Here is a 13,280-nt window from a genome sequence, read left to right on the forward strand (position 1 = left end):
ACGTGATCGCAACGCGTGATGCCGGGGCCTGCCGGAACCCAGCATTCACGCCATGTCATGGGAATGCGCGCGCTGCACGCGTAAGATGGCGGCCCGCAACCCGGTGCCTGTGCCCTTCGCGCGCAACCGTAGTTCGCGTCAAGCACCTTATGTCTACTGCAACCTCCACGCCGCGCTTCAGCAAGGAAGTCGGCGCTACCGGTCTGCTCGCCCTGCCGCTTGTGCTCGGGCATGTGTCCACCGGTCTGATCTCCTTCGTCGACAACGTGATTGCCGGCCACCACGCCACGGCGACCCTGGCCGCGGTGACCATCGGCACGGCGCTGTTGTGGCTGCCGATGCTGATCCCGATCGGCACCCTGATCTCGCTCACCGCCTCGGTGTCGCAGCTGCATGGCGCCGGCCGCGAGCGCGAGATCGGCCCGCTGTTCCGCCAGGCACTGTGGCTGGCGCTGGGCCTGGGCCTGATCATGTTCACCTTCCTCACCGTGGTGCCGCCGCTGCTGCCGGCCTTCGGCATCGCACCGGACATCGTGCCTGGGGCGACCGCGTTCCTGCATGCGGTGCGTTGGGGCGGCCCGGCGCTGACCCTGTACTTCTGCATGCGCTATCTGAGCGAGGGCATGCACTGGACGCTGCCGACCATGCTGCTCGGCTTCGGTGGGCTGCTGGTGCTGGCACCAATGGGCTACGTGCTGGCCAACGGCAAGCTCGGCTTCCCGGAAATGGGCGCCGAGGGCCTGGGCATCGCTTCGGCGGTGATGATGTGGCTGCAGGCGATCGCCTTCGCCACCTACCTGTGGTTCACCAAGCGCTTCGCCCACCTGCAGCTGTTCTCGCACTTCGAAGGACCGCGCTGGAAGGCGATCTGGGACCTGCTGCGCACCGGACTGCCGATCGGCATCACCGTGCTGATGGAAGGCGGCCTGTTCATCGTCACCGCGCTGCTGATCGGCCGCCTCGGTGCCAATGAAGCGGCCGCGCACCAGATCGCGATCAACGTCGCCCAGCTGTGCTTCATGATCCCGATGGGCGTGGCCGAGGCCACCACCGTGCGCGTCGGCCATGCGGTCGGCCGTGGCGATGGCTTCGGCGTGCGGCGCGCGGCCTGGGCCGGCTACGCGATCATCATGGGTACGCAGACGTTGTCGGCAGCGGTGCTGCTGTTCGGCCATGACGCCATCGTCGGTGTCTACACCAACGACCTGGCGGTGGCCGGCCTGGCCTCCACCCTGCTGCTGTACGCGGCCACCTTCCAGTTCCCGGATGGCATCCAGGTGCTGTCGGCCGGCGCACTGCGCGGCCTGAAGGACACCCGCGTGCCGATGTTCATCGCCATGTTCGCGTACTGGGGCCTGGGCATGCCGCTCGGCGCTGGGCTCGGCCTGGGCATGGGCATGGGCCCGCAGGGCATGTGGATCGGCCTGATCGTCGGCCTGACCGCCGCCGCCATCCTGATGGGCTGGCGCCTGCGTCGCAGCAGCCTGCGCATCGGCCAGTCGGCACTGTCCTGATCCGCCCCGCCCGCCGCGATGACCCGTGGCGGGCGATCCCCTGACTTGTGTCCGATGCCGCATCACACGGCACCGGCTATGCTGGCACCACGGCAAGAAGCCATCCGGAGCGTTCCATGAATCAACCCGTGCCCCCGCTGCCCCCGGCGCGTCGCAACCCCGTCGCCAGTTTCTTCATCGGGCTGTGGGACGTCATGAACTTCACCCGCCGGTTGATCCTCAACCTGGTGTTCTTCGGCCTGCTGTTCCTGCTGCTGGTGATGTTCGTCATCGCCGCCGGCATGGGCGCCGGTGCCAGCAAATCGCTGCAGGACCGCACCACCCTGGTGATCGCGCCGGAAGGCCGCCTGGTCGAGCAGTTCAGCGCTGACCCGGTCAGCCGCGCGCTGGCCAAGGCGGTGGGCGACAACGGTGCCGAAGAGATCCAGCTGCGCGACCTGCTGCGGGTGATCGAGTCGGCCAAGGAAGACAAGAAGATCGAGCGCGTGGTGCTGGAGCTGGACAAGCTGCAGCCGTCGGGCTTCGCTTCGCTGCGTGAAGTGGCCGCGGCACTGCAGGACCTGCGTGCCTCCGGCAAGCAGCTGGTGGCCTACAGCGAGAGCATGGGCCAGTTTCAGTACCTGCTGGCCGCGCAGGCCGACGAGGTCTACCTGGATCCGATGGGGTCGGTGGTGCTCGAGGGCCTGGGCCGCTACCGCCAGTACTTCCGCACTGGCCTGCAGGACAAGCTGGGCGTGGACGTGCACCTGTTCAAGGTGGGCGAGTACAAGTCCGCCGCCGAACCGTACGTGCTCGACGCCGCTTCGCCGGCCTCCAAGGAAGCCGACCTGTTCTGGATGAACGACGTGTGGCAGCGCTACCTGGGCGACATCGCCAAGGCGCGCCGCCTGGATCCGGCACAGCTGGCTGCCGGCATCGACACGCTGCCGGAAGGCATCGCCGCTGCCGGTGGTGACCTGGCCAAGTTCGCCCTGCAGCAGAAGCTGGTGACGTCGCTGAAGACCCGCGAGGAATTCGAGGATCTGATGATCGAGCGCGGCGTGGCCGACGAGGATGCCGACGGTGGTTTCCGCAACATCGACTTCGGCTCCTACCTGGGCCAGCTCGATGCGCGCCGCAACCCGGTCGACAGCCGTCCGCAGGTGGCGGTGGTGGTGGCTGCCGGCGAAATCAGCGGTGGCGACCTGCCGGCCGGCCGCATCGGTGGCGAATCGACCTCAGCGCTGCTGCGTGCCGCGCGTGACGACGAGAACGTGAAGGCCGTCGTGCTGCGCGTGGATTCGCCGGGTGGTGAAGTGTTCGCCTCCGAGCAGATCCGCCGCGAAGTGGTGGCGCTGCAGGCCGCCGGCAAGCCGGTGGTGGTGTCGATGGGCGACCTGGCCGCCTCCGGTGGCTACTGGATCAGCATGAATGCCGATCGCATCTATGCCGATCCGTCGACCATCACCGGTTCGATCGGCATCTTCGGCATGGTGCCGAACTTCAGCCGCGCGCTGGACAAGATCGGCGTGCACACCGACGGTGTCGGCACCACCCGTTTCGCCGGTGCGTTCGATGTCACCCGCCCGATGGATCCGGCCGTGGGCCAGGTCATCCAGTCGGTGATCAACAAGGGTTACGCCGACTTCACCGGTCGCGTCGCCGACGCTCGCAAGAAGCCGGTCGAGGCCGTTGACGAAGTGGCCCGTGGACGCGTGTGGAGCGGTGCGCAGGCCAAGGAACGCGGCCTGGTCGATGCCTTCGGTGGCCTGAAGGATGCGGTGGCCGATGCCGCCAGCCGCGCCAAGCTGGGCAAGGCCGATGCCTACCGCGTGCGTTACATCGAGAAGGCGGCAACGCCGTTCGCGCAGTTCGTCAGCGGTTTCGCCGGCAGCCGTGCAGGTGCCTGGATGCTGTCCGACTCGGGCATGGCGCGGATGGTGCTGGCGCGCACGATGCCGGAAGTGGATACGCAGCTGCGCTTTGTCGAGAACGCGGCCCGCGAGAAGGGCAACGGCACGCCGGTGAAGGCGCTGGCGTACTGCTTCTGCGGGTTCTGATCGGAAGCCATCCACGCACGGAGTGGATCTACTGGAAACGCCCGGCCTTGGCCGGGCGTTTTCGTCTGCGGGGTTACTGCGTCGCGTCGGCCTCGGCCTTGCGCTCACGCGCGGCGGCATCGTCCACGGTCTTCTGCACGCCCTTGGCGCGGTCCAGCGGTTCGTTGATTGCGCGCGACATCGCCCGGGGCACCGGTGGCTTTTCCGGGTTCGGCGCCGGTGGGCGCTGGCAGCCTGCCAGCAGCACGATGGCCAGCAGGGATGTGGACAGGATCAGGATGCGCATGGCGGCACTCCGTGATGGGCGTGCGGGCAGTGTCGCATCCTCGGCAGGGGGCGGCCGTGAGCGCGTATCCTTGCCGCATCGAAACACAGCGGGCGCGGCCCGGGAGTACACATGACCCAGCAACGGTGGCGCCTGGACGGCCAGACCGCCCTGATCACCGGCGCCAGCGCCGGCATCGGCCTTGCCATCGCGCATGAACTGGCTGGCTTCGGCGCCGATCTGATGATCGTCGGCCGTGATATCGACATGCTGGAGACCGCGCGCGACGAACTGCTGGACGTGTATCCGCAGATGCAGGTGCATGCGCTGGCCGCCGATGTCTCAGACGACGAGGACCGCCGCCAGATCCTGGACTGGGTGGAGGACCATAGTGATGGCCTGCACATCCTGGTCAACAACGCCGGCGGCAACGTCACCAAGGCGGCCACGGAGTATTCCGAGGACGAATGGCGGAAGATCTTCGAGACCAACCTGTTCTCGGCCTTCGAGCTGTCGCGCTATGCACATCCGTTGCTGGCACGCCACGCGTCGTCATCCATCGTCAACGTCGGCAGCGTGTCCGGCCTGACCCATGTGCGCAGCGGCGTGGTCTACGGCATGACCAAGGCGGCGATGCACCAGATGACCCGCAACCTGGCCGTCGAGTGGGCCGAGGATGGCATCCGGGTCAACGCGGTGGCGCCGTGGTACATCCGCACGCGGCGCACATCCGGCCCGTTGTCGGACCCGGATTACTACGAGGAAGTGATCAACCGCACGCCGATGCGCCGTATCGGCGAGCCGGAGGAAGTGGCTGCGGCCGTGGGCTTCCTGTGCCTGCCGGCGGCCAGCTATGTCACCGGCGAGTGCATCGCGGTGGACGGCGGTTTCCTGCGCTACGGGTTCTGATCTTTCAGCAGGTAGTGGCGGGGGGGGGGCGGGGGCGGCGCCCCGCCGGGGGGGCAGGGGGGTGGCGGGGGCCGCGGCCGCCGCCCCGGGGCGCCCCCCCCCCCCCCCCCCCACCGACGTCCGCCCGGGGGGCCCCCCCCCCCCCCCCCCCCACTACCGGTGGGTCTCACCCTGGTACCGGGCAGTTGCTGGCCTCCAGCACACCCTGCAGCCGCTCGCGTTCACCGCGCGCGGTATCGCGGTTCTCCGGTGCGGCGAAGCGCTCACGGCCGCGGGCATCGCGGAAGCGCTGCTGCCAACCACCGCAGCGCTGCGCTTCGGGAAGCGCTTCGCAGTGGTCGCGCACCACTTCACAGCTGGCGGCATTCACCGGCGTCACTCCGCCAAGGCCCTGTACCGTCATCAGCTCGCAGCGGCCCGGCGCGGCCTCGTACTCGTACAGGTAGCCGCCGCCCTGGCTGTCGGTGCACTGGAAGATCGGAGGAAGCGGCGGCTTCGGTGGACCGTCACCTGCGGCGGCGCGCGCCTCGGCATCGCGGCGCAGCGTCGCGCTGTCGAGGATCTGGTCGTCTCCTTCGTGTTCGACCATGCCTGCCTCCATGATCGTGCGTCCCTCGTCCGCGCGTCGTGGTTTCGCTGGAGCCCCAGGGGCAACGGCCGGTCCGGCCGGCACCGGCGCGGGTGTTTCGACGGGGGCGGGTGCAGGTTCGGCGGCCACCGGTGCAGCGGCGGCCGGCTGTGTGTTGGCCGGGTCGGGGATGCGCAGCACCTGCTGCTTGCTGCCGGTGGGGCACGGCGTGCGCTGCAGGGTAGGGACGTCACTGCTGCTGGAGGTACAGCGGTAGATCATGCCCTCTTCGGCCAATGTGCTTCCAGGCAGCAGCGCCAGGAGCAGCCAGATCACTCGGTTCATGCGCACAGCGTACAGGCTGCGACGGCGTGCTGCGCTCAGCGTTCGCAATCGCGCGACAGGCGCGCATCGATGCCGCGCTGTTCGTTGCTGATGGCGGTGCGTTCGCTCTGCAGCGCGCTGTTGTAGCGCCGGTCCAGCTCCCAGCGCCGGTCGCGCAGGCGCGCGCAGACTTCCTGCGGCGGCAACGCATGGCAGCTGTCGCGGACCAGCACGCTGCCGGCCGGAACCTGCACGCCCATGCCGATCGAAGGGGGGCGATAACCTGCGCCTTCGCCGATCGGCGTGCCGATGGCCGGGCGTGGTCCCGGGTAGGCCGGACCACGATGACCGTGTGGCAGCCAGACGCTGGTCCACAACGGCACCCAGCGCGGATTGCCCTCGTTGTTGTCGCTGGTATAGCGCTGGCCGTCGTCGCTCACGCACTCGTACATGGGCTGCGGCGGCTGGATGTAGACGTGGCGGACTTCACGCTCGCGGATGACCGGGGTTTCGCTGGGCGGCGGAGGCGTGGCATCACTGCGCACCACCCGTGGAGCGGGATCGCGCGGGCGCTGCAGGTCGCGCACCTGCTGGCGGCCGCTGTTGCACGGCCTGTCCTGCAGGGCGACGGCACCGTTGCTGGCAACGCAGCGGTAGACGCGCACGTCCTCGGCCGCGGGTGCAGTCCACGGCAGCAGCAGGCAAAGGCTCAAGGTGGCGCGCAGCAGGGTCATGGTGGCAGGGTGCGCGATTGTCCGCAGCAGCGCAATCGCCGGCTCAGGAGCGCAGCACGTTGCCGCTGAGCGCGTCGCGGATCGGGGTGGGCTGGGCCAGGCCGCCGGTCTGCCCATCGAGGATGCCGTCGAGCAGACGCAGCAGGCGCGGGTCCAGTTCTTCGCGGCTGCGTGCCGGTGGTTCGCCGGCCAGGTTGGCGCTGGTGGAGACCAGCGGGCCGCCCCAGGCACGGCAGAGTTCGGCCACCAGCGGGTGCGCGCTGATGCGCACCGCGATACCGCTGTGTTCGCCGGTGACCCAGGGCTGCGCGCGCGGGCCGGCAGGCAGGATCCAGGTGTTGGCACCGGGCCAGCTGGCCAGCACCGCGCGCTGGCGGGCGTCGGGCAGCGCCTGCAGCCGCACCCAGCCTTCCAACTGCGCCAGCTCGGCCGCGACCAGGATCATGCCTTTCTCGATCGGGCGCTGCTTCAGCCGCAGCACCATGTGCACCGCAGCTTCGTGCGAGGGATCACAGCCCAGGCCCCAGACCGCTTCGGTCGGGTAGGCGATCACGCCGCCCGCGCGGAGCGTGGCGACAGCAGAGTCCAGGGTGAGTTCTTTCATGGCGGCGACCGGCCCGGCGTGGGCCTTCATTATCCCCCTGCCGCGTGCAGAAGGGGTGGTGGGTGCGGACGGTGGGTGCGGACCGTTGGTCCGCACACCTTGACCCTCATCCACGCAGGGCGTGGATCTACTTCTTTGCAGCGGCCTTCTTCGCCGGGGCTTTCTTCGCGGCAGCCTTCTTCACCGCTTTCTTTGCCGGGGCCTTCTTGGCAGGCGCTTTCTTTGCAGCAGCCTTCTTCGGCGCCGCTTCCTTCTTCACCGCCGCCTTCTTTGCCGGGGCCTTCTTCGCGGCAGCCTTCTTGGCGCCGAAGCCCTTGCGCACCGGCTTGCCGGTTTCTTCCATCAGCTGTTGCACTTCGGCCAGGGTCAGCGATGCCGGTTCGCGATCCTTGGGGATCTTGCCGTTCATCTTGCCGTCGCTGATATACGGGCCGAAACGGCCGTTCAGCACCTGGATGTCGCTGCCCTCGAACTCCTTGATGATCCGGTTGCGCGCGATCTCTTCCTTCTCTTCGATCAGGAACACGGCGCGGGCCAGATCGATGGTGTACGGGTCGTCTTCCTTCTTCAGCGAGGCATAGGTGCTGCCGCGCTTGGCGAACGGGCCGAAGCGGCCGATGCCGACGCTGACCGGCTCGCCCTTGTCCTCACCGAGCGCGCGCGGCATCAGGAACAGTTCCAGCGCGTCTTCCAGGGAGATGGTGTGCATCGACTGGCCGGGGCGCAGCGAGGCGAACTTTGGCTTCTCCTCGGCGTCCTCGGCGGTGCTGCCGATGGCCGCATACGGCCCGAAGCGGCCCAGGCGCACGCTGACCGGCTTGCCGGTCTTCGGGTCGGTGCCGAGCTCGCGCGCGCCACTGGCCTCGGCACGGTCGACCGATTCCTTCTTGTCTTCCACCAGCTCCTTGAACGGCTCCCAGAAGCGGGCCATCAGCGGGATCCACTCTTCTTCGCCACGCGAGACGGCGTCGAGCTCGTCTTCGAGCTTGGCGGTGAAGTCGTAGTCCACGTACCGGGTGAAGTGGCTGGACAGGAACTTGGACACCGCGCGGCCGACGTCGGACGGGCGGAAGCTGCGGCCTTCCATTTCCACGTACTTGCGGAACAGCAGGGTCTGGATGATCGAGGCGTAGGTCGAGGGACGGCCGATGCCGTACTCTTCCAGCGCCTTCACCAGCGCCGCTTCGGTGTAGCGCGGTGGCGGCTGGGTGAAATGCTGTTCGGCCTGGATGCGTTCCAGCGGCACGCGGTCGCCGGGCTTCATCGCCGGCAGCTTGCGGCCTTCGTCCTCGTCCTCGGCGCTCTTGTTGTCCTTGCCTTCTTCGTACACGGCCAGGAAGCCGGGCACCACCACGGTGGTGCCGCTGGCACGGAACACGTGTTCGCTGCCGGCGGACAGATCGACGCTGACGGTGTTGAGGGTGGCCGGAATCATCTGGCAGGCCACCGCACGCTTCCAGATCAGCTCGTACAGTTTGCGCTCGTCATCGGCCAGGTAGCGCGCCACCTGCGCAGGCGTGCGCAGCGCCGAGGTCGGGCGCACCGCTTCGTGCGCTTCCTGGGCGTTCTTGGACTTGGTCTGGTAGGTGTTGGGCTGGTCCGGCAGCGAGGCGATGCCGTAGTCACGGGCGATCACGTCGCGGATCTCGGCCAGCGCGTCCTGCGACAGGTTCACCGAGTCGGTACGCATGTACGAGATCAGGCCGACGGTGCCTTCGTCACCGATCGCCACGCCTTCGTACAGCTTCTGCGCCACCTGCATGGTCTTGCGGGTGGTGAAGCCGAGCTTGCGCGAGGCTTCCTGCTGCAGGGTGGAGGTGGTGAACGGCGGCGCCGGGCGGCGCTTGCGCTCCTTGCTGGCCACATCGGTGACATGCAGCGAGCCCTGCGCGGCCTGCTGGATGCGCAGGCGGGCCGCCTCGGCGGTGTCGCCGTCGGTGATGGTGAACTGTTCGAACTTCTGCCCGTCCAGCTTGATCAGCTTGGCGTTGAAGTGCTGCGACGGGTGCGCACACTCGGCGGCGATCGACCAGTATTCGCGGGCGATGAAGGCTTCGATCTCTTCCTCGCGCTCGACGATCATGCGCAGCGCCGGGCTCTGCACGCGGCCGGCGGACAGGCCGCGCTGGACCTTGCGCCACAGCACCGGCGACAGGTTGAAACCGACCAGGTAATCCAGCGCGCGGCGCGCCTGCTGGGCGTCGACCAGGTCGCTGGCGATCGCGCGCGGCTGGCTGATCGCTTCCTTGATGGCGCGCGGGGTGATCTCGGTGAACACCACGCGCTGCATCGGCTTGTCCTTGACCAGCCCGCGTTCCTTCAGGATCTCGGCGATGTGCCAGCTGATCGCTTCACCCTCGCGATCCGGGTCGGTCGCCAGCAGGATGTCGTCGGCGCCCTTGGCGGCCTTGGCGATCGCATCGACATGCTTTTCGTTCTTGTCGATCACGTCGTAGTGCATGGCGAACCCGTTGTCCGGGTCGACTGCGCCTTCCTTCGGGATCAGGTCGCGCACGTGCCCATACGAGGCCAGGACCGTGTAGTCCTTGCCGAGGTATTTGTTGATCGTCTTGGCCTTGGCCGGCGATTCGACGATGAGCAGGTGCTTGGGCATGTCAGGAAAGGTCTGTGGGCGGACCGGGGGAGAGGGGCCGCTAGGGTGGAGCAAACGGCCGCATTAGTGAAGCGGCCACGGGCAAATCCATAAACTGAACGCCCGGTAATGTGCCGGGCGTTCAGGTTTCACCTTATTAGAGGAATCACGCCCGGCCAGCCCATGTCAAGCAGCCAGGCGTGAGGATGGCCGTTCATGAGGCCATCTTGGCGATGAAGCCAACCGCGAACACCATGAGCGCCAGGCCCACCAGCGACAGCAGGCCGGTCAGTACGAGCACCAGCACGGTCACCGTGCCCAGCTCCCGGCGCTGCAGCTGCGGCTGGTCGGTGTAGGCCCAGCGGTCAACCACCAGGGTGTCGCAGATCATGTCGTGCAGGCCCTGCTTGCGCTCGGTGAAGGCGGCCATCAGGAAACCGATGCCGAGGGTGAAGGTGCTGAGCACCGCGCCCCAGTAGCGACCAAATGCGCGGGCCTTGGTCAGGCGCTCGCCATTGCTGCGCACGACCTTGATGCCGACTGCCATCTTGCCCAGCGTGGCACCGCCCTGCGAGGCATGGAACCAGGTGTAGTACGCCATGCCGATGGCCAGGTTGATCAGGGCACTGGCCAGCTGGGCCACGATTTCGATGGCCGATTCGCCGCTGCCCACCGCACCCATGCTGGCACCAAGCACCACACCGAGGATGGCGCCGATGATGCCGCCGGGGATGGCCAGCACGAAGTAGTCGATCATGTAGGCCGCCACGCGCTTCCAGAAGCCCGCGTAGACCACTTCGCCGCCCATCACCGGCTGGGCATGGCCGCCGCCGCCGAGCGCCGCAGGGGCGCTGTAGGGCGAACTGCTGAGGGCGCCGGTGCCCGGCAGTGGCGCCGTACCGTTGTCGATGGCGGCATAGTCGCCACGCAGGTCGAAACCGCCACTGACGGTGGCCGTGCTGGCGTCGGCCAGTGTCTGCAGTCCCAGTTCGTCGACCACCTGGCGCAGCGCAGCCCACTGCGCCATGCCTTCGCGCCAGACCAGGGTGTCCAGGTTCAGCTGGCCGCGCTGGAAGCGCTGGCGGATCTCCTGGACCGGCAGCGGGCCCTGGCGTTGCTGTCCTTCGGCGTAGTACCACTCAGTCATTGCATGTTCCCTGTTGAATCATCCTTGGAGGTGCTGGCGTGCGCGTGGCTCAGCCGCGGCACGTCGGCGGCAGGTACTTGTCGTTGCTTTCGCCACTGCATTCCCATCGGCCGCTGTCGCGATCGTATTCCAGCCACAGCAGGTCGCCATCGAGGCTCTTGCCGGGCAGCGCCAGGGTGGCTTCGATGCCGCAGTGGCCATTGTTGAAGCGACCGATGTTCACCGCCGACAACCCTGCATGGGCGAAGTCACCCGGGGCCGGGAAGCCGGCGTCGTTGGCACCGGGGCAACGGCCTTCGTCATCGGCGAAATGCTGCACCTGGTCTTTCAACGGCTGCAGCGCGGTCACTGCGCCGGCGACCTTGGCGCGCACGGTGTAGTCGTTGTAGGCGGGCAGCGCGATGGCGGCCAGGATGGCCAGGATCGGGACCAGCACCAGCAGCAGGCCGCCGCCGATGATGGCGGTCAGGGCGCAGCCGGACAGCTTCTTCTTCGGGGCCGGCAGGGCGGTGGCCGATGCACTGGTGGTGTAGGGCGTGGACGGCGGCAGTACCGGCGGCTGCGGCGGAGGCGGTGCCACCGGTTCCGGATCGGGCTCGGGTTCCACGGGCGGTGCGGCAGTGTCCAGCGCCGGCACGATCAGGCCGAGTTCGTCGACCACGGTGCGCAACGGCTGCCATTGCGGCAGGCCGTCGCGCCAGACCAGGGTGTCAAGGGAGATCTGGTTGTTGCGGAACAACTCGACCAACTGTTCCGCCGGCAGCGGACCCTGCTGCCGGTTGCCTTCTGCATGGAACCACTCGCTCACGGGGACGCTCCTGAATGCGCTATGCCCCCAAGTGTACGGTCAGTGCAGGGGTTCTGGCTCGTCCATGAACATCTGCGTCTCCATCCAGGCGTATGCCGCCTCGGAGCCGGGCTGGTTGAACAGCACCATCAGCACGACCCACTTCAGGTCGTCCAGGTCCAGTTCGTCCTGGTCCAGGGCCATGGCCCGGTCCAGCACCAGCTCACGCTGGTCGGCGTCGAGGATGCCGTGCTGTTCCAGGTACAGCAGGAAACCACGGCATTCCACGTCCAGCTTGTCCAGCTCGGGACCGTGGTAGACGCGCACGGGGCCATCGACCCGTGCCTGGGCCACGCTCGGCCGCTGCGCGGCCAGGGCATCGAGCCAGTCGAATGCCTTGTTGATCTCGGTTGGGCTGAAACCGGCCTGGATCAGGCCGTTCTGGAGCGAATCGCGGTCACGGATCAGGTCCGCATCTTCGCTGAAATAGTGTTCAAACAGGTACAGCAGTACGTCCAGGATGCTCTCTTTCATTGCCCCTCGGCCTGCGTCGCGCGACGCTGTGGAGGTGAAGAAACTAGGGAGTTCGACAGTAGCGGCCGTGTACGCACACCACGATTCCCGCCAGTTCCATGGCCAGCAGCATGGAGGACACCTGGGGCGCCGTCAATCCACAGCGCGTGATCAGTGAATCCATACCGCTTGGGTTGTGGTCCAGGGCCCGCCACAAGCACTGGTAGTCAGGGTCGTCGGCCCAGCGCGCCGGCAGGAGTACCGGCGGTGCCTGTTCAGTGGGGGTGGCGAGCCGTGATTGCAAGCCCGGCAGTTGCTGGCGAAGGGCGGGGGCCAGCAGTTCAAGGACCTCCTCCGGGCGCTCGACCAGTGCGGCACCCTCGCGGATCAACCGGTGGCAGCCCGCAGCGCGTGGGTTGAGTATCGAACCGGGCAGGGCACAGACCTCGCGGCCGGCCTCGGCGGCCAGGCGTGCGGTGATCAGGGCACCCGAGCGCTGGGCGGCCTCGACCACCACCGTCGCCAGTGCCAGCCCGGCCACCAGCCGGTTGCGCGCGGGAAAGTGGCCGGGGCGTGCCGGCGTTCCCGGCAGGTATTCGCTGAGCACTGCGCCTTCGGTGGCGATCCGGGCCTGCAGCCGGGCGTGGCTGTCCGGGTAGGCCCGGTCCGGGCCGGTACCGATCACCGCCACGGTGCAGCCCCCGGCGTCCAGCGTGGCCTGGTGGGCGGCGGCATCGATGCCTGCCGCCAGACCGCTGGTCACCGCCAGCCCGGCTTCGACGAAGCAGCCGGCAAACCGGGCGGCCAGGGCGCGTCCGCCCGGCGTCGGCGAGCGGCTGCCGACCAACGCCACCGACGGGCGCCAGGCCAGGCTGGGGTCGCCGGCGATGAACAGCGCCAGGGGTGGGTTCGGGACATCCAGCAGGGGCGGGGGGAATGCCGGATCGGTGAAGGCCAGCAGGTGCTGGTTGTCGTCTTCCAGCCAGCGCCGTGCCACGGCCCAGGCTCGGGTGTCCGGGCGTTCCAGCGCGGCACACTGCTCGGGCGTGCAGCCGTGCGCGCGCCAATTCGCGGCGCCCTGCGCGATCGCAATCTCCGCGCTGCCTGCGGCCTGCAGCAGGGCCCGCCGTGGCGCCAGCGCGCCGCCTGCCATCAACAGGCGCAGCAGCGCCTCGTCAGCTTGGTTGGTCATCCCCCCACTATCGAGCGCATACAACAAAGGCGCCCTAGGGCGCCTTCGCATGTGGCTGTCAGGTTTTGCCGGAGGTGCCTGCCGGCCAGCG

12 protein-coding genes are annotated in these 13,280 nt (G+C 68.2%); 3 read left to right on the forward strand and 9 right to left on the reverse strand.

Going from position 1 to position 13,280, the window contains the following annotated elements:
* Positions 1-149: 149 nt before the first annotated feature.
* Both V3B46_RS09920 and sppA read left to right on the forward strand, forming a co-directional pair.
* Positions 150-1,514, forward strand: a complete 1,365-nt coding sequence (locus V3B46_RS09920; protein WP_125426766.1) for an MATE family efflux transporter — start codon at positions 150-152, stop codon at positions 1,512-1,514.
* 116 nt (positions 1,515-1,630) lie between these two features.
* Positions 1,631-3,553 (forward strand): signal peptide peptidase SppA, encoded by a 1,923-nt coding sequence (gene sppA, locus V3B46_RS09925; protein ID WP_329891826.1) that lies wholly within the window; start codon positions 1,631-1,633, stop codon positions 3,551-3,553.
* Positions 3,554-3,626: 73 nt separating this feature from the next.
* On the opposite strand, the gene V3B46_RS09930 is transcribed toward sppA, so the two are convergent.
* A complete protein-coding gene (locus V3B46_RS09930; protein WP_154264565.1) occupies positions 3,627-3,839 on the reverse strand; it encodes a hypothetical protein in 213 nt (70 codons plus the stop codon).
* Positions 3,840-3,950: 111 nt separating this feature from the next.
* Here V3B46_RS09930 and V3B46_RS09935 point away from each other — a divergent pair, with 111 nt between their 5' ends.
* The gene (locus V3B46_RS09935) at positions 3,951-4,727 is read left to right on the forward strand and encodes an SDR family oxidoreductase (protein WP_019660789.1); all 777 of its coding nucleotides are present in this window, start codon (positions 3,951-3,953) and stop codon (positions 4,725-4,727) included.
* A gap of 166 nt (positions 4,728-4,893) precedes the next feature.
* Here the strand turns inward: V3B46_RS09935 and V3B46_RS09940 are convergent, their stop codons facing one another.
* From V3B46_RS09940 to dprA, 8 genes are all read right to left on the reverse strand, one after another.
* Positions 4,894-5,640 carry a hypothetical protein gene (locus V3B46_RS09940; protein ID WP_329891827.1) on the reverse strand — a complete coding sequence of 249 codons (747 nt, stop codon included), beginning with the start codon at positions 5,638-5,640 and terminating at the stop codon, positions 4,894-4,896.
* Between the two features lie 35 nt (positions 5,641-5,675).
* Positions 5,676-6,353: a DUF4124 domain-containing protein gene (locus V3B46_RS09945; RefSeq protein WP_329891828.1), complete on the reverse strand. Its 678-nt coding sequence runs from the start codon at positions 6,351-6,353 to the stop codon at positions 5,676-5,678.
* A gap of 43 nt (positions 6,354-6,396) precedes the next feature.
* Complete coding sequence (gene tsaC / locus V3B46_RS09950) at positions 6,397-6,987, reverse strand: L-threonylcarbamoyladenylate synthase type 1 TsaC (RefSeq protein WP_019338925.1); 591 nt, start codon at positions 6,985-6,987, stop codon at positions 6,397-6,399.
* Between the two features lie 97 nt (positions 6,988-7,084).
* Entirely contained in the window at positions 7,085-9,571 is a 2,487-nt protein-coding gene (locus tag V3B46_RS09955; RefSeq protein ID WP_154353426.1) for a DNA topoisomerase I, read from the reverse strand.
* Between the two features lie 193 nt (positions 9,572-9,764).
* Positions 9,765-10,697 carry an RDD family protein gene (locus V3B46_RS09960; RefSeq protein ID WP_154264561.1) on the reverse strand — a complete coding sequence of 311 codons (933 nt, stop codon included), beginning with the start codon at positions 10,695-10,697 and terminating at the stop codon, positions 9,765-9,767.
* A gap of 49 nt (positions 10,698-10,746) precedes the next feature.
* Complete coding sequence (locus V3B46_RS09965; protein WP_154264560.1) at positions 10,747-11,505, reverse strand: pilin; 759 nt, start codon at positions 11,503-11,505, stop codon at positions 10,747-10,749.
* 39 nt (positions 11,506-11,544) lie between these two features.
* Positions 11,545-12,018 (reverse strand): DUF494 family protein, encoded by a 474-nt coding sequence (locus tag V3B46_RS09970; protein WP_005411195.1) that lies wholly within the window; start codon positions 12,016-12,018, stop codon positions 11,545-11,547.
* 43 nt (positions 12,019-12,061) lie between these two features.
* Positions 12,062-13,189 (reverse strand): DNA-processing protein DprA, encoded by a 1,128-nt coding sequence (dprA, locus tag V3B46_RS09975; RefSeq protein ID WP_154264559.1) that lies wholly within the window; start codon positions 13,187-13,189, stop codon positions 12,062-12,064.
* Between the last annotated feature and the right edge of the window lie 91 nt (positions 13,190-13,280).

This window comes from Stenotrophomonas sp. SMYL11, assembly GCF_036320005.1.
GTDB classification, from domain to species: domain Bacteria; phylum Pseudomonadota; class Gammaproteobacteria; order Xanthomonadales; family Xanthomonadaceae; genus Stenotrophomonas; species Stenotrophomonas maltophilia_A.

Coding starts and splice junctions, on each gene's coding strand:
- V3B46_RS09920 (WP_125426766.1), top strand. CDS start 150: ATGTCTACTGCAACCTCCACGCCGCGCTTCAGCAAGGAAGTCGGCGCT.
- tsaC (WP_019338925.1), bottom strand. CDS start 6,987: ATGAAGGCCCACGCCGGGCCGGTCGCCGCCATGAAAGAACTCACCCTG.
- V3B46_RS09940 (WP_329891827.1), bottom strand. CDS start 5,640: ATGAACCGAGTGATCTGGCTGCTCCTGGCGCTGCTGCCTGGAAGCACA.
- V3B46_RS09955 (WP_154353426.1), bottom strand. CDS start 9,571: ATGCCCAAGCACCTGCTCATCGTCGAATCGCCGGCCAAGGCCAAGACG.
- V3B46_RS09930 (WP_154264565.1), bottom strand. CDS start 3,839: ATGCGCATCCTGATCCTGTCCACATCCCTGCTGGCCATCGTGCTGCTG.
- sppA (WP_329891826.1), top strand. CDS start 1,631: ATGAATCAACCCGTGCCCCCGCTGCCCCCGGCGCGTCGCAACCCCGTC.
- V3B46_RS09960 (WP_154264561.1), bottom strand. CDS start 10,697: ATGACTGAGTGGTACTACGCCGAAGGACAGCAACGCCAGGGCCCGCTG.
- dprA (WP_154264559.1), bottom strand. CDS start 13,189: ATGACCAACCAAGCTGACGAGGCGCTGCTGCGCCTGTTGATGGCAGGC.
- V3B46_RS09945 (WP_329891828.1), bottom strand. CDS start 6,353: ATGACCCTGCTGCGCGCCACCTTGAGCCTTTGCCTGCTGCTGCCGTGG.
- V3B46_RS09970 (WP_005411195.1), bottom strand. CDS start 12,018: ATGAAAGAGAGCATCCTGGACGTACTGCTGTACCTGTTTGAACACTAT.
- V3B46_RS09935 (WP_019660789.1), top strand. CDS start 3,951: ATGACCCAGCAACGGTGGCGCCTGGACGGCCAGACCGCCCTGATCACC.